Origin of the sequence: Nocardiopsis sp. Huas11, from assembly GCF_003634495.1 — a bacterium.
Classification (GTDB): domain Bacteria; phylum Actinomycetota; class Actinomycetes; order Streptosporangiales; family Streptosporangiaceae; genus Nocardiopsis.
The window spans coordinates 4416447-4430956 of record NZ_RBKY01000001.1; the positions used below are offsets into that span (position 1 = coordinate 4416447).

The 14510-nt window shown below is 72.7% G+C and carries 11 protein-coding genes, 1 tRNA gene and 1 pseudogene; 5 read left to right on the forward strand and 8 right to left on the reverse strand.

What is annotated here, in order from left to right; translation table 11 throughout:
• Positions 1–25: 25 nt before the first annotated feature.
• Positions 26–1573, reverse strand: coding sequence for a hypothetical protein (locus tag DFP74_RS19925; RefSeq protein WP_121183628.1), 1548 nt, complete (start codon positions 1571–1573; stop codon positions 26–28).
• 130 nt (positions 1574–1703) lie between these two features.
• Here DFP74_RS19925 and DFP74_RS19930 point away from each other — a divergent pair, with 130 nt between their 5' ends.
• Positions 1704–3101: a GH1 family beta-glucosidase gene (locus DFP74_RS19930; protein WP_121183630.1), complete on the forward strand. Its 1398-nt coding sequence runs from the start codon at positions 1704–1706 to the stop codon at positions 3099–3101.
• Positions 3102–3296: 195 nt separating this feature from the next.
• The gene (locus DFP74_RS19935) at positions 3297–3878 is read left to right on the forward strand and encodes a TetR/AcrR family transcriptional regulator (RefSeq protein ID WP_121188387.1); all 582 of its coding nucleotides are present in this window, start codon (positions 3297–3299) and stop codon (positions 3876–3878) included.
• Here DFP74_RS19935 and DFP74_RS19940 read toward each other — a convergent pair.
• Entirely contained in the window at positions 3875–4102 is a 228-nt protein-coding gene (locus DFP74_RS19940; protein ID WP_121183632.1) for a hypothetical protein, read from the reverse strand. The genes DFP74_RS19935 and DFP74_RS19940 overlap by 4 nt on opposite strands.
• Positions 4103–4795: 693 nt before the next feature.
• Between DFP74_RS19940 and DFP74_RS19945 the strand changes: the two are divergent.
• Positions 4796–5254, forward strand: a pseudogene (locus DFP74_RS19945) (GNAT family N-acetyltransferase); the annotation flags it as partial.
• 128 nt (positions 5255–5382) lie between these two features.
• On the opposite strand, the gene DFP74_RS19950 reads toward DFP74_RS19945, so the two are convergent.
• The 3 genes from DFP74_RS19950 to DFP74_RS19955 form a co-directional block, all read right to left on the reverse strand.
• Positions 5383–7668, reverse strand: coding sequence for a transcriptional regulator (locus DFP74_RS19950; protein ID WP_121183636.1), 2286 nt, complete (start codon positions 7666–7668; stop codon positions 5383–5385).
• A gap of 2 nt (positions 7669–7670) precedes the next feature.
• Positions 7671–7742: transfer RNA gene (locus tag DFP74_RS33580), tRNA-Arg, on the reverse strand.
• A 246-nt stretch (positions 7743–7988) separates the two neighbouring features.
• The gene (locus tag DFP74_RS19955; RefSeq protein WP_121183638.1) at positions 7989–8795 is read right to left on the reverse strand and encodes a DNA polymerase beta superfamily protein; all 807 of its coding nucleotides are present in this window, start codon (positions 8793–8795) and stop codon (positions 7989–7991) included.
• Between the two features lie 144 nt (positions 8796–8939).
• Here DFP74_RS19955 and DFP74_RS19960 point away from each other — a divergent pair, with 144 nt between their 5' ends.
• Complete coding sequence (locus DFP74_RS19960; protein ID WP_121183639.1) at positions 8940–9740, forward strand: SAM-dependent methyltransferase; 801 nt, start codon at positions 8940–8942, stop codon at positions 9738–9740.
• A gap of 207 nt (positions 9741–9947) precedes the next feature.
• On the opposite strand, the gene DFP74_RS19965 is transcribed toward DFP74_RS19960, so the two are convergent.
• Positions 9948–10679, reverse strand: a complete 732-nt coding sequence (locus tag DFP74_RS19965; protein WP_121183641.1) for an SDR family NAD(P)-dependent oxidoreductase — start codon at positions 10677–10679, stop codon at positions 9948–9950.
• An 87-nt stretch (positions 10680–10766) separates the two neighbouring features.
• On the opposite strand from DFP74_RS19965, the gene DFP74_RS19970 reads away from it, so the two are divergent.
• Positions 10767–11363 carry a TetR/AcrR family transcriptional regulator gene (locus tag DFP74_RS19970; RefSeq protein ID WP_121183643.1) on the forward strand — a complete coding sequence of 199 codons (597 nt, stop codon included), beginning with the start codon at positions 10767–10769 and terminating at the stop codon, positions 11361–11363.
• Between the two features lie 215 nt (positions 11364–11578).
• Here the strand turns inward: DFP74_RS19970 and DFP74_RS19975 are convergent, their stop codons facing one another.
• The gene (locus DFP74_RS19975) at positions 11579–12910 is read right to left on the reverse strand and encodes a hypothetical protein (RefSeq protein ID WP_121183645.1); all 1332 of its coding nucleotides are present in this window, start codon (positions 12908–12910) and stop codon (positions 11579–11581) included.
• A gap of 130 nt (positions 12911–13040) precedes the next feature.
• Positions 13041–14399: a phenylacetate--CoA ligase PaaK gene (gene paaK, locus DFP74_RS19980; RefSeq protein WP_121183647.1), complete on the reverse strand. Its 1359-nt coding sequence runs from the start codon at positions 14397–14399 to the stop codon at positions 13041–13043.
• Between the last annotated feature and the right edge of the window lie 111 nt (positions 14400–14510).

Consider the following 14510-nt stretch of genomic DNA (forward strand, 5'->3'; position numbering starts at 1 on the left):
CGGCCACCGCCCGGCCGGGCCCGCCTCACGCCGGGTTGAGCAGGGAACGGATCCGCTCGGCCTCCTCGCGGGCGGTCGCGGCGGCGCCCTCGGCCTCGGTCAGCGCCGAGCGCCAGGACTCCACCGCGGCCTCCACCTGCTCGCGCGCGCGTTTCTGTTGCGCCCCCCGGTCCTCGTGGTCCTGCTCGGGGCCGTGGTTCTTGATGAACACCAGCAGGGCGGCCCCGGCCGCGACCAGGCACAGGATCCACATCACACCGGACGCGGTCGCCAGCGCCACGATCCCGAGCAGGGCGGTCGCGACCAGGGTGGCCGGCTGCACGAACGACGGCAGCGTCGGGGTGGGGGCCTCCCGCCCCAGGCGGGCGTCGAGGCCGGCGAGGTCCTGGGCGTCGGCGCCCCGGGAGGTGATCGCGATCCGCGTTCCGCGGACCGGGACCGAGGAGCGGTCCTCGACCGGCGCGGTGGCCCGTTCCAGCAGTGTCTCGGCGGTGTCCATCACCGCGGGCCGCTGCAGGACCAGGGCGAAGGTACGCCGGTGCGCGGGTGCCTCGTCGCGGACCATGTCGTCGTTGAGCAGCGACGCCACGGTGCCGACACGGTCGCCCCAGGCCGGCCGGGGACCGGTGTCGTCCTCGATGACGCCGCGCAGCTCCGCCGCCCGGGTCAGCAGCGGTACCTCCTCGGGGCTGCCCTCCTCCACCAGCAGGCGCAGCGACTCCCACAGGAAGTCGGCGCTGGCGGCGTCCGGGGCGAGGACCTCCGCGGAGGAGTCCTCACCGCCCAGCGCGGCGATGCGGGTGACGTCCTCGCGCAGGCCGGTGAGCCGCCGGGCGGCGTCCACGCGCTGGGTGACCTCGGCCGGGAGCCGGCCGCGCGCCGGACGGGGCTTGCTCGGGTCGGGGTGGCCCCCCAGGCGCCCCGGGAGCTCGCCCGGGCGGGCGCCTTCCGCCGACCAGTGCCGCAGGGTGGACAGCAGCAGGTGTTCGCGGGCCTCGTCACCGAAGGAGCCGTCGGCGGTGAGCAGCCACAGGGCCCGCTGCCGGCGGTCGACCTCCTCGGTGGGCGTCGGCAGGTGGGGGAGGAGGTCGGCGGTCAGCGTCGCGCCCATCGAGCGGGCGTGCTCGGCGTGCGTGAGCGCGGTGGCGAGTGCGGCGAACGCCCCGGCCCGGGCGGCGTCGCGCTGGGCGGCGTCGTCGAAGCGCACGCGGGCGGTGGCGGCGTCGCCGCCGCGCAGGGCGTGCAGGCCGTGGGCGGCGGGCACGAGCCAGTAGTCGGGGACATCGTCCAGGCGCAGGTCGCTCAGGGGGACGCCGTCGAGCATCTGGAGCGTGCGGTGGCGGGCGCGCGCCGCGTCGCCGAACAGGGACAGGGTCTCGCGCACGTCGCTGAGTTCGATGAAGGCGTCGAGTGAGGCCGAGACCCGGTCCAGCCGCTTCTCCAGGTTGCCGCGGACCTGGGACAGTTCCGAGCGCAGGTGGCGGCGCTCGTGCGCCAGTCTGGCACTCGCCGAGTCCAGGGCCTCCTCCAGGTCCCTGATCCGTGCGTTCTGGCTGTAGTCGGTCCAGCTCATCCGTTCCCCTTCCGGTCGCGCGTCGCGGGGGTGGCGCGCGCCGAAGGGTTGGACGGCCCCGAGGCCGATCCGGTTCGATGTGCAGGCGTCCTCTAGGATTGGGAGCGCTCCCAACCACGAAGGGCCCAGTATGACCGACCCGATCCTGCCCCCCGGACTCCTCTTCGGCACCGCCACCGCCGCCTACCAGGTCGAGGGCGCGGCCGCCGAGGGCGGCCGGGGCCCCTCCATCTGGGACACCTACTGCCGCACGCCCGGGCGCGTCGCCCGGGGCGAGAGCGGCGACGTGGCCTGCGACCACTACCACCGCTACGCCGAGGACGTCGCGCTCATGGGCGACCTGGGCGTGGACCTGTACCGCTTCTCCGTGGCCTGGCCCCGCGTCCAGCCCACCGGAGCGGGCCCCGTCAACGCCGAGGGCCTGGCCTTCTACGACCGCCTCGTGGACACCGTCCTGGAAGCGGGGGTCGAGCCCGCCCTGACCCTCTACCACTGGGACCTGCCCCAGGCCCTGGAGGACGAGGGCGGCTGGCGGTCGCGCGAGACCGCCCACCGCTTCGCCGAGTACGCGCGGGTGGTCGCCGACCGCCTCGGCGACCGGGTGCGCCGCTGGATCACGCTCAACGAACCGTTCTGCTCGGCGTTCGTGGGCCACGCCGTGGGCCGCCACGCGCCCGGCACCAAGGAGGGCCGCCCCGCCCTGGCCGCCGCCCACCACCTCCTGCTCGCGCACGGACTGGCCGTGGGCGAACTGCGGGCCGCCGGCGCCGAACAGGTCGGCATCACCCTCAACCCCGACCACCTGGTGCCGGCCACCGGCTCCGAGGCCGACCGGGCCGCGGTGGAGCGGGCGCGCACCCTGCACAACCGGACCTGGCTCGACCCGATCCTCACCGGGGCCTACCCCGACAACGAGCAGGAGACCTGGCCGGGGCTGGCCGACGGCTCCTACCGGGCCGAGGGCGACCTGGAGATCATCTCCCGCCCGCTGGACTTCGTGGGCATCAACTACTACCGGCCCATCATGCTGCGCGACGCCCCGCACGCCGAGCCCGATCCGGCCCTGCGCACCGCCGTGGACATCGGGACCGAACAGGTCGCCTTCGAGGGCGTGCGGCACACGACCATGGAATGGCCGGTCGTCCCGCACACCTTCACCGACCTGCTGGTCGACCTCAAGCGCCGCTACCCCGGGCTGCCGCCGCTGCTGATCACGGAGAACGGCTCGGCCGAGGACGACCGGCCCGACGCCCAGGGGCGCGTGCACGACGACGAGCGCGTCGACTACCTGCGCGAGCACCTGGCGGCCCTGGCCGCGGCCATCGAGGCGGGGGTCGACGTGCGCGGCTACTTCGTGTGGTCGCTGCTGGACAACTTCGAGTGGGCCTTCGGCTACGAGCGGCGCTTCGGCCTGGTCAGGGTGGACTACGAGACCCTGGAGCGCCACCCCAAGGACAGCTTCCACTGGTACCGGGACTTCCTGCGCGAGCACCGTGCCCGCAGGGAGGCGGAGCCCGCCGCACGCTGAGCCGGGTATCGTCCTGCCGGGGAGGACACCCCTCCCACACGAGCGCCCCGCACGTCAACGCGGTGTTGGCGGGCGGGGCCCGTGGTATCGGCGTCGGCGACAAGGACTGGGCAGATGACGGAACAGGGATCGGGAACGGCGGTGCCGATGGACGCCGGACCGGGGACCAGCGGGAGCCTGAGGGCCGCCCAGCGCATGCTCCAGCTGCAGAACAGCCTGGTCGATCTGCTGCGGACCAAGCCCTTCAGCCAGATCACCTACAAGGAGATCACCGAGGGCGTCGACATCGACCGGTCGACGGTGTACCGGTACTACAACCACAAGAACCAGGTCCTGCAGGCCGCCGTGGACGTGCGGCTGACGGCCTTCGCCTCCCGCCTGGACCTCACGTTCGGCCGGATGGAGACCATCGACGGGTACACGGGCCGCCTGGTGGACGCCTGGACGGAGCTGTGGCTGGAGTCGGGCGGGCTGCTGGCCGCCGTCTCGGGCCTGGGCGCCGAGCCCGGCCCGCAGCGCGACTGGTGGCGTGCCCGGCTGGAGCCGTGGATCGAGGCCCTGCGTGAGGCCATCGAGGTGGCCCGGTTCGTCGAGGAGCTGCCCAAGGACGGCCGTCCGGCGCGCCCGCTGGCGGAGCTGGTCATGGGGACGTGCCTGTCCACGTTCAACAACGAACTGACGGTCGAGCACACACCCGAGCACCGCCGCATGGTCCGCGACCTGCTCCTGGACGCGGTCCTGCGCACGCTGGGCCGGCGCCCGGGAACGGTGGCCTAGGTTCCTGCGCGGGCCACACCGCCGAAGGCCCCGACGACCGCGCCCAACGCGAACATGGAGGCCTCGTCCTCGTCCATGTGGACGATTCCGGCCGGAACTCGCACTCTGTAGGGCTTGTCCTCGGCGAGGAGGATGTCCAGGCCGTCGATGATGCCCTGACCCTCCAGCATCAGCAGGGCTTCCTCGACCCGGCCCGTACGGTCACCGCGAGACCAAATCGACATGCGTCCACCCTAACGAGGGCGGACGTGAGGGACAACGCCGCGCGCCCAGCCGCGTGCGCTGGCCGGATGCGGCCACGGGTGGATCCGTGGATGTGGCCGCAGTGTCCGAGAGAGAAGTCTGGCCCTTCGTGTTCCTGGGGGTGCCGGCGCGTCGGTGGTTGTTCGCCGACGACGCGTCGTTGCATCCTGACGGCTCTCTCCGGACCGGCGGGGCTGGGTGTCCACTGACCGAAGGAAGCCAACGCCATGACCTCGCCGAGGCCGTCCGAGCCGCTCCGGACGCCTTTCGTGAGCCCGGACCTGGGCGCCGTCCCCGGGGGCGTCTTCGCGTCCACCCCAGCCACGCCATCGAGCCCCGACCCTCTCCTGCGAACCCGAGCAGACCACGGCCGTCCAGGCCGTCGGTACGAGGCCGTGCCCCCGTGCCACGCGGCACGGGGCGGCCCGGCCCCGCCCCAGAGGAGGGCGCCCCCGCCCCCGTCCTCCGCGCATCCACGCCGTCCCCTCCACCGAGCACTTCGGAGCCCTCATGCGACCGTGCCCGCCCCACCCCCTCCGGCCCCTGAGCCCCCTGCCGCCGGAGCCCGTATCCTGGCCCCGGACGGCCGGTGCGGGGCGGTGTGGACGGACGCCCCACGCCGGTTCGTCCGCCTTCCGTCACGCCTGCCATGCCCAGCACGAACGGAACCGTCCATGAGTCCCACCTGGACCACGCGCACCGAGACCGGCGCCGACGCCGCGGCCGTGCGCGACCTCACGCTCGCCGCGTTCGACACGCCCCTGGAGGCCGACCTCGTCGACGCCCTGCGCGAGGACCCCGCCTGGATCGACGGGCTCTCGCTGGTGGCCGAGGACGGCGGCGGCCGCGTCGTGGCGCACGCGCTGCTGACCCGCTGCCACATCGACGACGTCCCGGCCCTGTGCCTGGGGCCCTGTTCGGTGCGCCCCGAGCACCAGGGGCGCGGCGCCGGTTCCGCGGTCATTCGCGCGGCACTGGCGGCCGCGGCCGAGCAGGGCGAGCGCTTCGTGGTCGTCCTGGGCCACCCGTCCTACTACCCGCGGTTCGGCTTCGGGCGCGCCTCGGTCCACGGCATCGGGGTGAGCATCGAGGTCCCCGACGAGGCCCTGATGGCGCTCAGCCTGGACATGGCCCACCCGTCGCCCGCCACCACCCTCAACGGACGCCTTCGGCGCAGCGCCCCCTACCCGTCGCCCGCCACCACCCTCAACGGACGCCTTCGGCGCAGCACCCCCCGACCGCTGCCCGCGGGCACCGTCCGCTACGCCCCGCCGTTCGGGATCTGACCGCGGTCGGCCGCGGGGGAGTCGAGGCCGAGCATCCAGTGCCGACCCGGTGACCATCCCTGGAAACGGGGCACGGCGGCGCACTCGCTCGATGGCGCGCCGTCCACGGCCTGCCGCAGCCCGGCCAGGAGCGGGTCCAGCCGACGGCGGGCGCGCCCGGGTGAGTCCGGTGAGCGCTCTCCCATCCACACCAGCAGGTCGCGCTGCTCCGCCGCCGAGCACAGGGACAGGAAGAACAGCGTCTGGCGCCAGGCCAGGGCCGCCCGCCGCACGTGGTCCGCTCCCGGCAGCCGCTCGATCATGAGCGTGGTGACCGCGTGCGCGCGCCGGGCCAGGTCGGCCCAACCGGAGTCGGGTCGCACACCGAGGCCGACCATGACCGCGAGGTTGTGCGTGGTGAGGATCTGCGCCTCTTCGATCACCATGCCCTGGCCGGCGACGCCCGGTCCGGGGTCCCCCGCGCGGGCCCGGCACAGCTCGGCGAAGGCGCTCGGGCCCCGACGGGCCCGGGGCCCGGGCCCGTCGGGCAGGCCGAAGACCTCGGTGTAGTCGATGCCGTAGTAGCGGGCGTAGGGGCTGTCGTGGAGCAGGACCGCGGCCTCCCGCGCGGCCTCGGCGAACTTCGGGGAGAAGTCGCCCGCGAAGATGTCGGCGGCCAGCTCCTCCACCAGCGGCAGGTGCAGTCCGGCGCTCCGGCTCAGGGTGTTGAGCTGGCTCACCATCGGGTTGGGCACGAGCGTGTCGGGAAAGTGCGCCACGACCGCCGTGCCCAGCCGCAGCAGCAGGTCGCGTGCCTCCCGGTGGTGGGCCTCCGTCGCCGTCCGGTGGGGCAGCGTGCGGTGGATCCACGGCAGCTCGGCCGGGCGGACCTGGGTGCTCAGGTTCAGCAGGAGCAGGGAGCGGCGCCGTGTGAAGGCCCGGTGGTGCGCGGCCAGCAGGCGGCTCAGCGCGGGGTCGGACGCGGACGTGGCCTCCGCCTCGGCCACCAGCGTCGGCACGAGCCCGGCCATCACCTCGGCGGAGGTGACCACGCCGAGGCCGACCAGGTCGTCGAGCGTTCCGGTGGCCCCTCGCAGCACGATCCGGCGCAGCGACGCGGGGAAGGGCCAGTGGGCCGGGACACCGAAGTCCGCCGCCTCGCGTTCACTGACGGGGGCCACGGCGCCGCTCACGTCGGCCAGCCCCGACGCGCGGGGCAGCCCGGCGAGCCGGGACTTGAGCACCGAGGCCAGGACGTCGTGGGTGGGCCGCGCCGCCTGTGCGGCCTGCTCGTCGCGCAGGGCGGTGTGGCGGGCTGACCCGGGCGCCCCGCGCTTGGCGACCATGGCGTCCACGGCGAGCTGGAGCCGCCCGCGCAGCCGCGCGGTGGGCGATCCCCCCTCGGTGCTCTCGCGCAGGGCCGCGAGCAGGACGGCCAGGTTCTTCTTGGGACTGCGGTGCTTGGAGCACAGGGTGTGCTCGGCGGCCAGGCGCGTGTACTCGGCCAGCAGCGCGGCGCCGCGCGCCTGCCAGCCCTGCGGCCGCACGGCGTCCACGCGACCGTCGCGGACGGTCTCCAACCAGTGCGCGAGGACCCGGTCGGTGAACGGATTCCACACGGCCAGGGCCTCCTGCTGGACCTTGGGCCGGTTGCCGTCGCGGTCGGTACGGGCGGCGCGCCTGCCCAGCGACTCCTCGACCCGGCCCGCGCTCTCGCGGAAAACCGTGCCCGTGGGCGTGGTGTCCCGAGGGGCCGGGCGCGGGGTGAGGCACAGGATGCCGGCGAAGGGCTCGACGGCGCGGAGCACGTCCAACGCTCCGCGGGTGTCTCCGGCGCGCAGCAGCCAGGCCACGGTCAGCAGCGCGGCCTCCTCCGGCAGGTCCAGCGCGTATCCGCCCTCGTCGAGCAGGGCGGTGAGCTCGGCCAGACCGTCCTCGGTCAGGTGGTGGGCGTACAGGGCGGCGCGTTCGGCCGGCAGCCCATGCCGCCGGGCCAGGTCGCGCTCGTGCGGGCGCAGGGGGCCCGCGGCGGCGGGCGTGCCGGTGGCGAAGCCGCCGTGCAGGACCTGCGGCGTGACCCAGGTCGGAAGTCCGCGGACCGGGGTGCGCGATCCGATCTCCAGCGTGCCATCGGCCATGCCGGTGACCACGCTGTGCCAGGCGTCGGCACGCTGTGCGGCGGCCTCACGGACGTGGGGATCGTCGTGGGTGAGGGCCGAGACCAGGGCGCGGGCCAGCCGGTCGCGGGCGTAGCGGGGGTCGGGGGTGGTGTGGTGTTCCATAGCCAACGTGGCGGGTGCCGCCCCCGCTTCCTCCCGGACCGAAGCCGGGTGCTCTGCTGTTGAGCTACACGTTGTGGGGGGCACACTAGCGGGTCGTGGCGGCCGGGCGACAGTGGTTTCGTGCGCGTGGGCCCGGGACGGGTGGGCCGGTGGGGCCGCACCCGTCGCGCGCGTCGAACAGGTCTAGCGAGTCTTGACCAGCGTCGCGAGGACACCGGCGAAGATCATCATCGACAGGCTCACGATCATGAGTACGAACGCGGCTGTTCCGACCATGGTGTTTCCTTACCGTTCCTCGTGGACCTCTACGGTGGATCACCCTATCCCGCCCGGTCACGGCCCTCGCGCGGGGTCGCCTCGACCGACCACGCACGGAGGTAGGTCCGGACGAGGAAGTCCTCCGCCCACGCGGTGTCGGGCTCCTCGGGCAGGTCGCTGGTCCCGCACAGGGTGAGCAGCCGCTCCTCCAGGGCGTAGGCGCGTTCCAGAGCCGTCTCCCGGGTGTACTCGCCCCTCCTCAGGGCCAGCAGCCAGGAGCGGTCGGGTTCGGGCATGGGCAGGGTGATGCGGCCGGTCTCCAGCAGCTCGATGCCCTGGAGGCCCAGCCGGACCATGTGGTAGGCGAACTTGGTGTCGAAGCCGTACCGGTCGATGAGCTCGGGACGGTTGGTGTGCTTGCCGCCGCGCGTGCCCTCCATGCGTTCGCGCTGGGCGCGCAGGTAGCCGAGGAAGCGGTGACCCGCCCTGCGCGAGACGAACCGGTCGCGCTGGTCGCGCAGCTCGCGGCCGACCGCGGTGATGGCGACGATCTCGTGGTCGGGGACGAAGAGGGGGAGCAGCACGGTGGGGTTGCCGTCCAGGGCCAGGCGGGTCCACTTGCGCAGGGAGTACACGGTCAGGTCCAGGTCGCCCGGGCCGGACCGCGTGTGCTCGGGACGGCTGTGGTGGACGTACTGCTCGAAGGGGCGCAGACCGATGACGTACTCGGGCGGCTCCAGGCAGATGCCCATCTCGTCGCGGTCCTGCTGCCCGTCCAGGCCCAGACCGTGCACGCCGGACCCGACCTGGCAGCGCAGGACGGTGCCCCGCTCGGCGATGCGGGCGAACTCGGGTGTGGAGTGCTTCACCGGGGTGGTCCTTCGGTCTACGGGCGCGACATTCGCACAATAGTGGGATTTTCGGGCGTTTCGGTGCTTGCCGGGCGGGTTCCGGAAGGCATTGACTGGTGCGCGCCGCGGTGCAGCGGCTCACGACGACGAGAAAGCAGGACCGTGTCCGAGACCTCCCCTCCCCAGATCGACACCTCCGTTCCGCACAACGCCAGGATCTGGAACTACTGGCTGGGCGGAAAGGACAACTACCCGGTGGACCGGGAGATGGGCGAGCAGATCCGTTCGTTCTTCCCCGAGATCGCGGACAACGCGCTCGCCGACCGGGGGTTCCTCGTCCGCGCCGTCACCTACCTGGTCCGTGACGAGGGCGTGCGGCAGTTCCTGGACATCGGCACGGGCCTGCCCACGCATAACAACACCCACGAGGTCGCCCAGTCCGTGGCACCCGACGCGCGGGTGGTCTACGTGGACAACGACCCCCTGGTGCTGGCGCACGCGCGGGCCCTGCTGACCGGGAGCGAGGCGGGCGCCACCGACTACGTCGACGCCGACCTGCGCGACCCTGACACGATCCTTGCGGCGGCGGCCCGAACGCTGGACCTGTCCCGCCCGGTGGCGCTCATGCTGCTGGGCGTGGTCAACTTCGTCGCCGACGACGCCGAGGTGCGTTCGATCCTGGACCGCCTGCTGGATGCTCTGGCCCCGGGCAGCTTCCTGGTGGTCTCCCACCCCACCGACGACCTCGACCACGCTCGTGCCCACCGGGTGGCGGAGGCCTGGAACGAGCGCGGCACGCCCAAGCTGACGATTCGCTCGGCGGCGGGCATCACCGCGCTCTTCGACGGCCTGGAGCTGCTGGAGCCGGGCGTGGTCTCGTGCTCGCTGTGGCGACCGGAGCCCACCGAGGTCGGCGAGGTCCGCCCGGTGGCCGAGTACGGCGGTGTGGCCCGCAAGGCCTGAACCCCGCCCGGGTCGATTCCGGTGAGCGGGGAGCCCGCGACCGCGCGGACTGCCCGCTCGCCTGCCCGGTGCTCCGTGCGGGAGCGGGGGTCGAGGAGGATTGCCGCAGGATGTAGCAGTAGCGGCGATCCGAAGCTGACAGCATGGGCTCACCGGCCCGTCCGGTGAACCAGGGTGCCCGGTATGCGCACCGTATGAGGGGCGCGGTCAGACCTGCGCCTGGCCTCCGTCGACGAACCAGTCGACGCCGTTGACGAAACTGGAAGCGTCCGAGGCCAGGAACGTCGCCACGGCGGCGATCTCATCCGGGCGGCCGATCCTGCCGAGCGGCACCTCCGAGGCGAGCTGGTGGTCGGCTCCTACGGCGCTGATCAGGCCCGGGGTCTCGGTCGGGCCGGGGCTCAGCACGTTCACCCGGAACTTCCGTTCCTGCGCGCTGAGCGCCCAGCTGCGCACCAGATTGCGCACGGCCGCCTTCGATGCGCCGTAGATTTCCAGGCCCGGTCCGGGGCGGAGGGTGCTGGTCGATCCTGTCACGACGATCGAGGCGCCGTCCGAGAGCAGGGGCAGTGCCTTTTGCACGGTGAAGATCGTGCCCTTCACGTTCGTGCCGAAGGTGGCGTCGGTGGCTTCCTCTGTGATCTCACCGAGACGCTGAGGGACAGCGCTGCCGGCGTTGGCGACAAGCACGTCGATGCGGCCCGCCTCCTCGCGCACGACCGAGTAAAGGTCATCGAGGTCCGTCTGTACCGAAACGTCGGTCCTCACACCGATGGCCGCCGGCCCGATCTCAGCGACGGCCGCGTCGAGCGGCTCCTGACGGCGACCGGCCAGGAACACCCGTGCCCCCTCCGCAGCGAACCGCCTGGCGATGGCAAGCCCAATGCCGCTGTTGGCTCCGGTGACCACCGCCACCTTGCCTGCGAGTACATCCGTCATAACGCGCCCACTCCTCAATTCTTGACTCGTTCGTCCATAACGCTAGCCGTTATGGACGAACGAGTCAAGAATGGGTAGAGTGTCCCCATGGCACGACCTAGGAAGTTCGACGAGCAGCAGGTACTGGACACTGCCCGGGAGCGGTTCTGGTCGGGTGGGTACGCCGCCACGCGAATGGAAGACATCGCCGAGGCAACGGGGCTCGGCAAAGGCAGCCTGTACGGCGCGTTCGGCGGAAAGCAGGAACTGTTCCACCGCGTGTTCGACGATTACTGCGGCTCCGTCGTCGATGCTGTGAGCCGACAGCTGCGCGGCAACGACGCGGACGCCTACGCGCGGCTGTCCGCCCTCGTGTACGCGGTGGCGGCGGCGACCGCCGCAGACACCGCCCACCGCGGATGCCTGCTGGCCAAGGGCGCCGCCGAGCTGGCCGAACACGACGAGACGGTGGCCAAGCGGGCGCACGCGGCCATCGAGGCGCTGCAAGCGCTACTGGAGGGCGACATCGCAGCCTGTCAGCGCAATGGCGACATTGCCACGGACGCGGATCCGGGAAAGCTGGCCGCGCTGGTGCTCGCCGTACTGCGCGGCATCGAAGCGCTGGGCAAGGCCGGAGCGAGCGAGCAGACGCTGACCGATATAGCCGGGACAGCCCTTGCTGTACTGCCCCGACCCGCTCACTGAGCTTCTTCGGTCTGGCCACCGATCGGGGATGGCCGAGGGTGCGGGACAGGAGGGGCCCGGGTTGCTGGTGGATAGGTCTGACGTCGCAACCAAGCAGCCCGGGAACCTCGCTGCACGGACCGGGTCCCGGAGAGCGAACCGGCTCGGGGTGTAGAGCAGGTCGAAATCCGAGTGGTGGTGAGGCGGAAGACCGTTCCAGCCCTCGGGCGGGGCGTTCACAGCAGGGCCGGGACGTCCTCCCGGGTCCACAGCCAGTCGGTCGGCGCCAGCTGCTTCTTCAGGCGGGTGCGCCGGCGCGTGTGGTCGGCCAGCGCCGCCGCGACCGCTTCGCCGAGCCGGTCCAGGTCCTCGGGTACCTCCACCCGTGTGAGGAGGCCGTGCTCCTGGCGGATCAGGACCAGGTCGCCCTCCGGGCCGCAGCCCATGAGCGTGAGGTGCTTGAGCCCCCGGTAGGCCTTGTCGGTGGTGGGCAGCATGGTGAGCAGCGTCCCGTCGGCCGACCACAGGTACAGCCCGGACCGGTTGACGTGGAAGATCCGGCCGCGGGCGGGGTCGGCGACGACGGCGTGGTGGTCGCCGGGCTCGGGGGAGCGCTCTTCGGTCCCCGGTCCGTCGAGCCGTCCCACCAGGGCGCCGCTGTCGTCGACCAGGGCGTAGGCGTACTCGCTGCTCTTGATCGGCCGCCAGTCGTCGAAGACCGGAACCACGAAGAGGTCGTCGGCCACCACCGCGAAGGCCTCCAGGTGGGGGCGGAACTGCTTCGCCCGGATCTGCGCGCCCAGTTCCGGCCACCGCGCGCGTGCCGCCGCCACGATGCCGGGCGAGGGACGGTTGTTCCGGCCCGCGGGGGCGCCGCGGTGGTCGGTGTAGGGGATGGTCGGGCTCGTGTCGCCGCGCAGGGAGGGGAGCCCGCGGGTCTCCTCGGGCGTGTGCAGGCAGGCGAGGACCTCGACCGTCGGCCGGTGGCCGGGCTTCAGGGGCCCGTCGGTCAGGCCGATGAGGTTGGGCACGCTCCCCGTGTGGTTGTGCACTCCGAACTCCGCCACCGCGCACAGCAGTCGCCCTGAGGGTGTGGTGCGGATCGCGGCGGCGAAGGAGCTCTCCACGTGCTCGGCGACGTCGAGCCGCTCCCCGTAGCGGCCGGTCCTGGGCGCGCCCTCCCAGGCCCCCAGAAGCCTGGTCAGGTCCGCGTCGACCAGGAACGTCCGGTTCTCCGGCGTGGACAGGGCGAGGGTGCCGTCCGGTAGGACGCACAGGTCCCTCACGTCCGTGGGGATCCCGGAGCGGGTCTCAGGCTCCTCGTCCTTGGTGTGCCGGAGCACCACGTGGGCCGCCAGGGAGCCGTCGGGTCGGTGACGGGAGACCGTCAGGACCCGGATGCCCCGCGTCCTGCACGCGGAGTACTGCCGCAGGACGGAGAGGACGTAGCAGTCTCCGGAGGGGGAGAAGTCCACGGCGAGGTGGGAGAAGGCGGAGTACGCGCCGTCCTCGTGCGCGTCGGGCATGAGGAGCGGACGGGGGAAGGTCAACGGGTGCGTCACAGGCATGGGCGAAACTCTGCCAGGACGGTGCGACACCCGCCCCCCGACTGCCCTCCGTCCGCCCTTGGACACGACACGGCCGCCGCGGAGCCCTCCGTGTCCGCCCCGCGGCGGCCGTACGCTCACCCGCGCTTCGTCAGTCCCGCGGGCGCTGGTCGACGATGCGGCGGAACTTGCCGACGGAGCGCTCGATCTGCTCGGGGTCGACGACGTCGACGCGCACGCTCACGCCCACCCGGTCCTTGACCGTCGCGGTGATCTCCCGCGAGAGCGCCGCGCGCCGGTCGGCGGGGCAGTCGGGTCGGGCCTCCACGCGCACCGCCATGTGGTCCAGGCGGCCCTCCTTGGTCAGGACCAGCTGGAAGTGCGGGGCCAGCCCGTCCAGGCCCAGGATGATCTCCTCGATCTGGGTGGGGAAGACGTTGACCCCGCGCAGGATGATCATGTCGTCGCTGCGGCCGGTGACCTTGTCCATGCGGCGCATGGGACGGGCGGTGCCCGGGCGCAGCGTGGTCAGGTCGCGGGTGCGGTAGCGGATCACGGGCATGGCCTGCTTGGTCAGCGAGGTGAAGGCGAGTTCGCCGTAGGTGCCGTCGTCGAGGACCTGGTGGGTGACCGGGTCCAGGACCTCGGGCAGGAAGTGGTCCTCCCACACGTGCAGGCCGTCCTTGGTCTCCACGCACTCGTTGGCCACGCCCGGTCCCATGACCTCCGACAGGCCGTAGATGTCCACCGCGTGGATGTCGAAGCGCTCCTCGATCTCCAGGCGCATGCGCTCGGTCCAGGGCTCGGCGCCGAAGATACCGGTGGTCAGCGAGGTGGAACGGGGGTCGATGCCCTGGCGCTCGAACTCGTCCAGCAGGGTCAGCATGTAGCTGGGCGTGACCATGATGACCTCGGGGCGGAAGTCCTGGATGAGCTGGACCTGCTTGGCGGTCTGGCCGCCGGAGGCGGGGATGACCGTGCAGCCCAGCCGCTCGGCGCCGTAGTGGGCCCCCAGTCCGCCGGTGAAGAGCCCGTAACCGTAGGAGACGTGCACCTTGTGGCCGGGGCGCCCGCCCGAGGCGCGGATGGAGCGGGCCACCACCTCGGCCCAGGTGTCGATGTCCTGGCGGGTGTAGCCCACGACCGTGGGGCGCCCGGTGGTGCCGCTGGAGGCGTGGATGCGGCTGACCTGCTCCTGGGGCACGGCGAACATGCCGAACGGGTAGTTGTCGCGCAGGTCGGCCTTGGTGGTGTGCGGGAAGTGCCGCAGGTCCTCGAGTTCCTTCAGGTCGCCCGGGTGGACGCCCGCCTCGTCGAACTTGGCCTTGTACAGCGGCACGTTGGCGTAGGCGTGCTCCAGGGTCCACCGCAGGCGCGTGAGCTGGAGGGCGCGCAGCTCGTCGACGCTCATCCGCTCCGCCGGGTCGAGCGACTCCGGGCCGGGGGCCCGCCCCAGCCGCCGCGGGGTGTCGGCGTCGGCCGGCGTGGTCGTGGTGTCCTGGATTGCCATGGATCTCTCCGGGTACTCTGCTCCGCGCGCCCCGGACGCCCCCGAGGGGCGGTCCGGTCGCGGCCGTCGTCGGCGGGGGAGGGCCGCACGGACTTGCTTACTGACCGAACG

Coding starts and splice junctions, on each gene's coding strand:
- DFP74_RS19925 (WP_121183628.1), bottom strand. CDS start 1,573: ATGAGCTGGACCGACTACAGCCAGAACGCACGGATCAGGGACCTGGAG.
- DFP74_RS19930 (WP_121183630.1), top strand. CDS start 1,704: ATGACCGACCCGATCCTGCCCCCCGGACTCCTCTTCGGCACCGCCACC.
- DFP74_RS19935 (WP_121188387.1), top strand. CDS start 3,297: ATGCTCCAGCTGCAGAACAGCCTGGTCGATCTGCTGCGGACCAAGCCC.
- DFP74_RS19940 (WP_121183632.1), bottom strand. CDS start 4,102: ATGTCGATTTGGTCTCGCGGTGACCGTACGGGCCGGGTCGAGGAAGCC.
- DFP74_RS19950 (WP_121183636.1), bottom strand. CDS start 7,668: ATGGAACACCACACCACCCCCGACCCCCGCTACGCCCGCGACCGGCTG.
- DFP74_RS19965 (WP_121183641.1), bottom strand. CDS start 10,679: ATGACGGATGTACTCGCAGGCAAGGTGGCGGTGGTCACCGGAGCCAAC.
- DFP74_RS19970 (WP_121183643.1), top strand. CDS start 10,767: ATGGCACGACCTAGGAAGTTCGACGAGCAGCAGGTACTGGACACTGCC.
- DFP74_RS19975 (WP_121183645.1), bottom strand. CDS start 12,910: ATGCCTGTGACGCACCCGTTGACCTTCCCCCGTCCGCTCCTCATGCCC.
- paaK (WP_121183647.1), bottom strand. CDS start 14,399: ATGGCAATCCAGGACACCACGACCACGCCGGCCGACGCCGACACCCCG.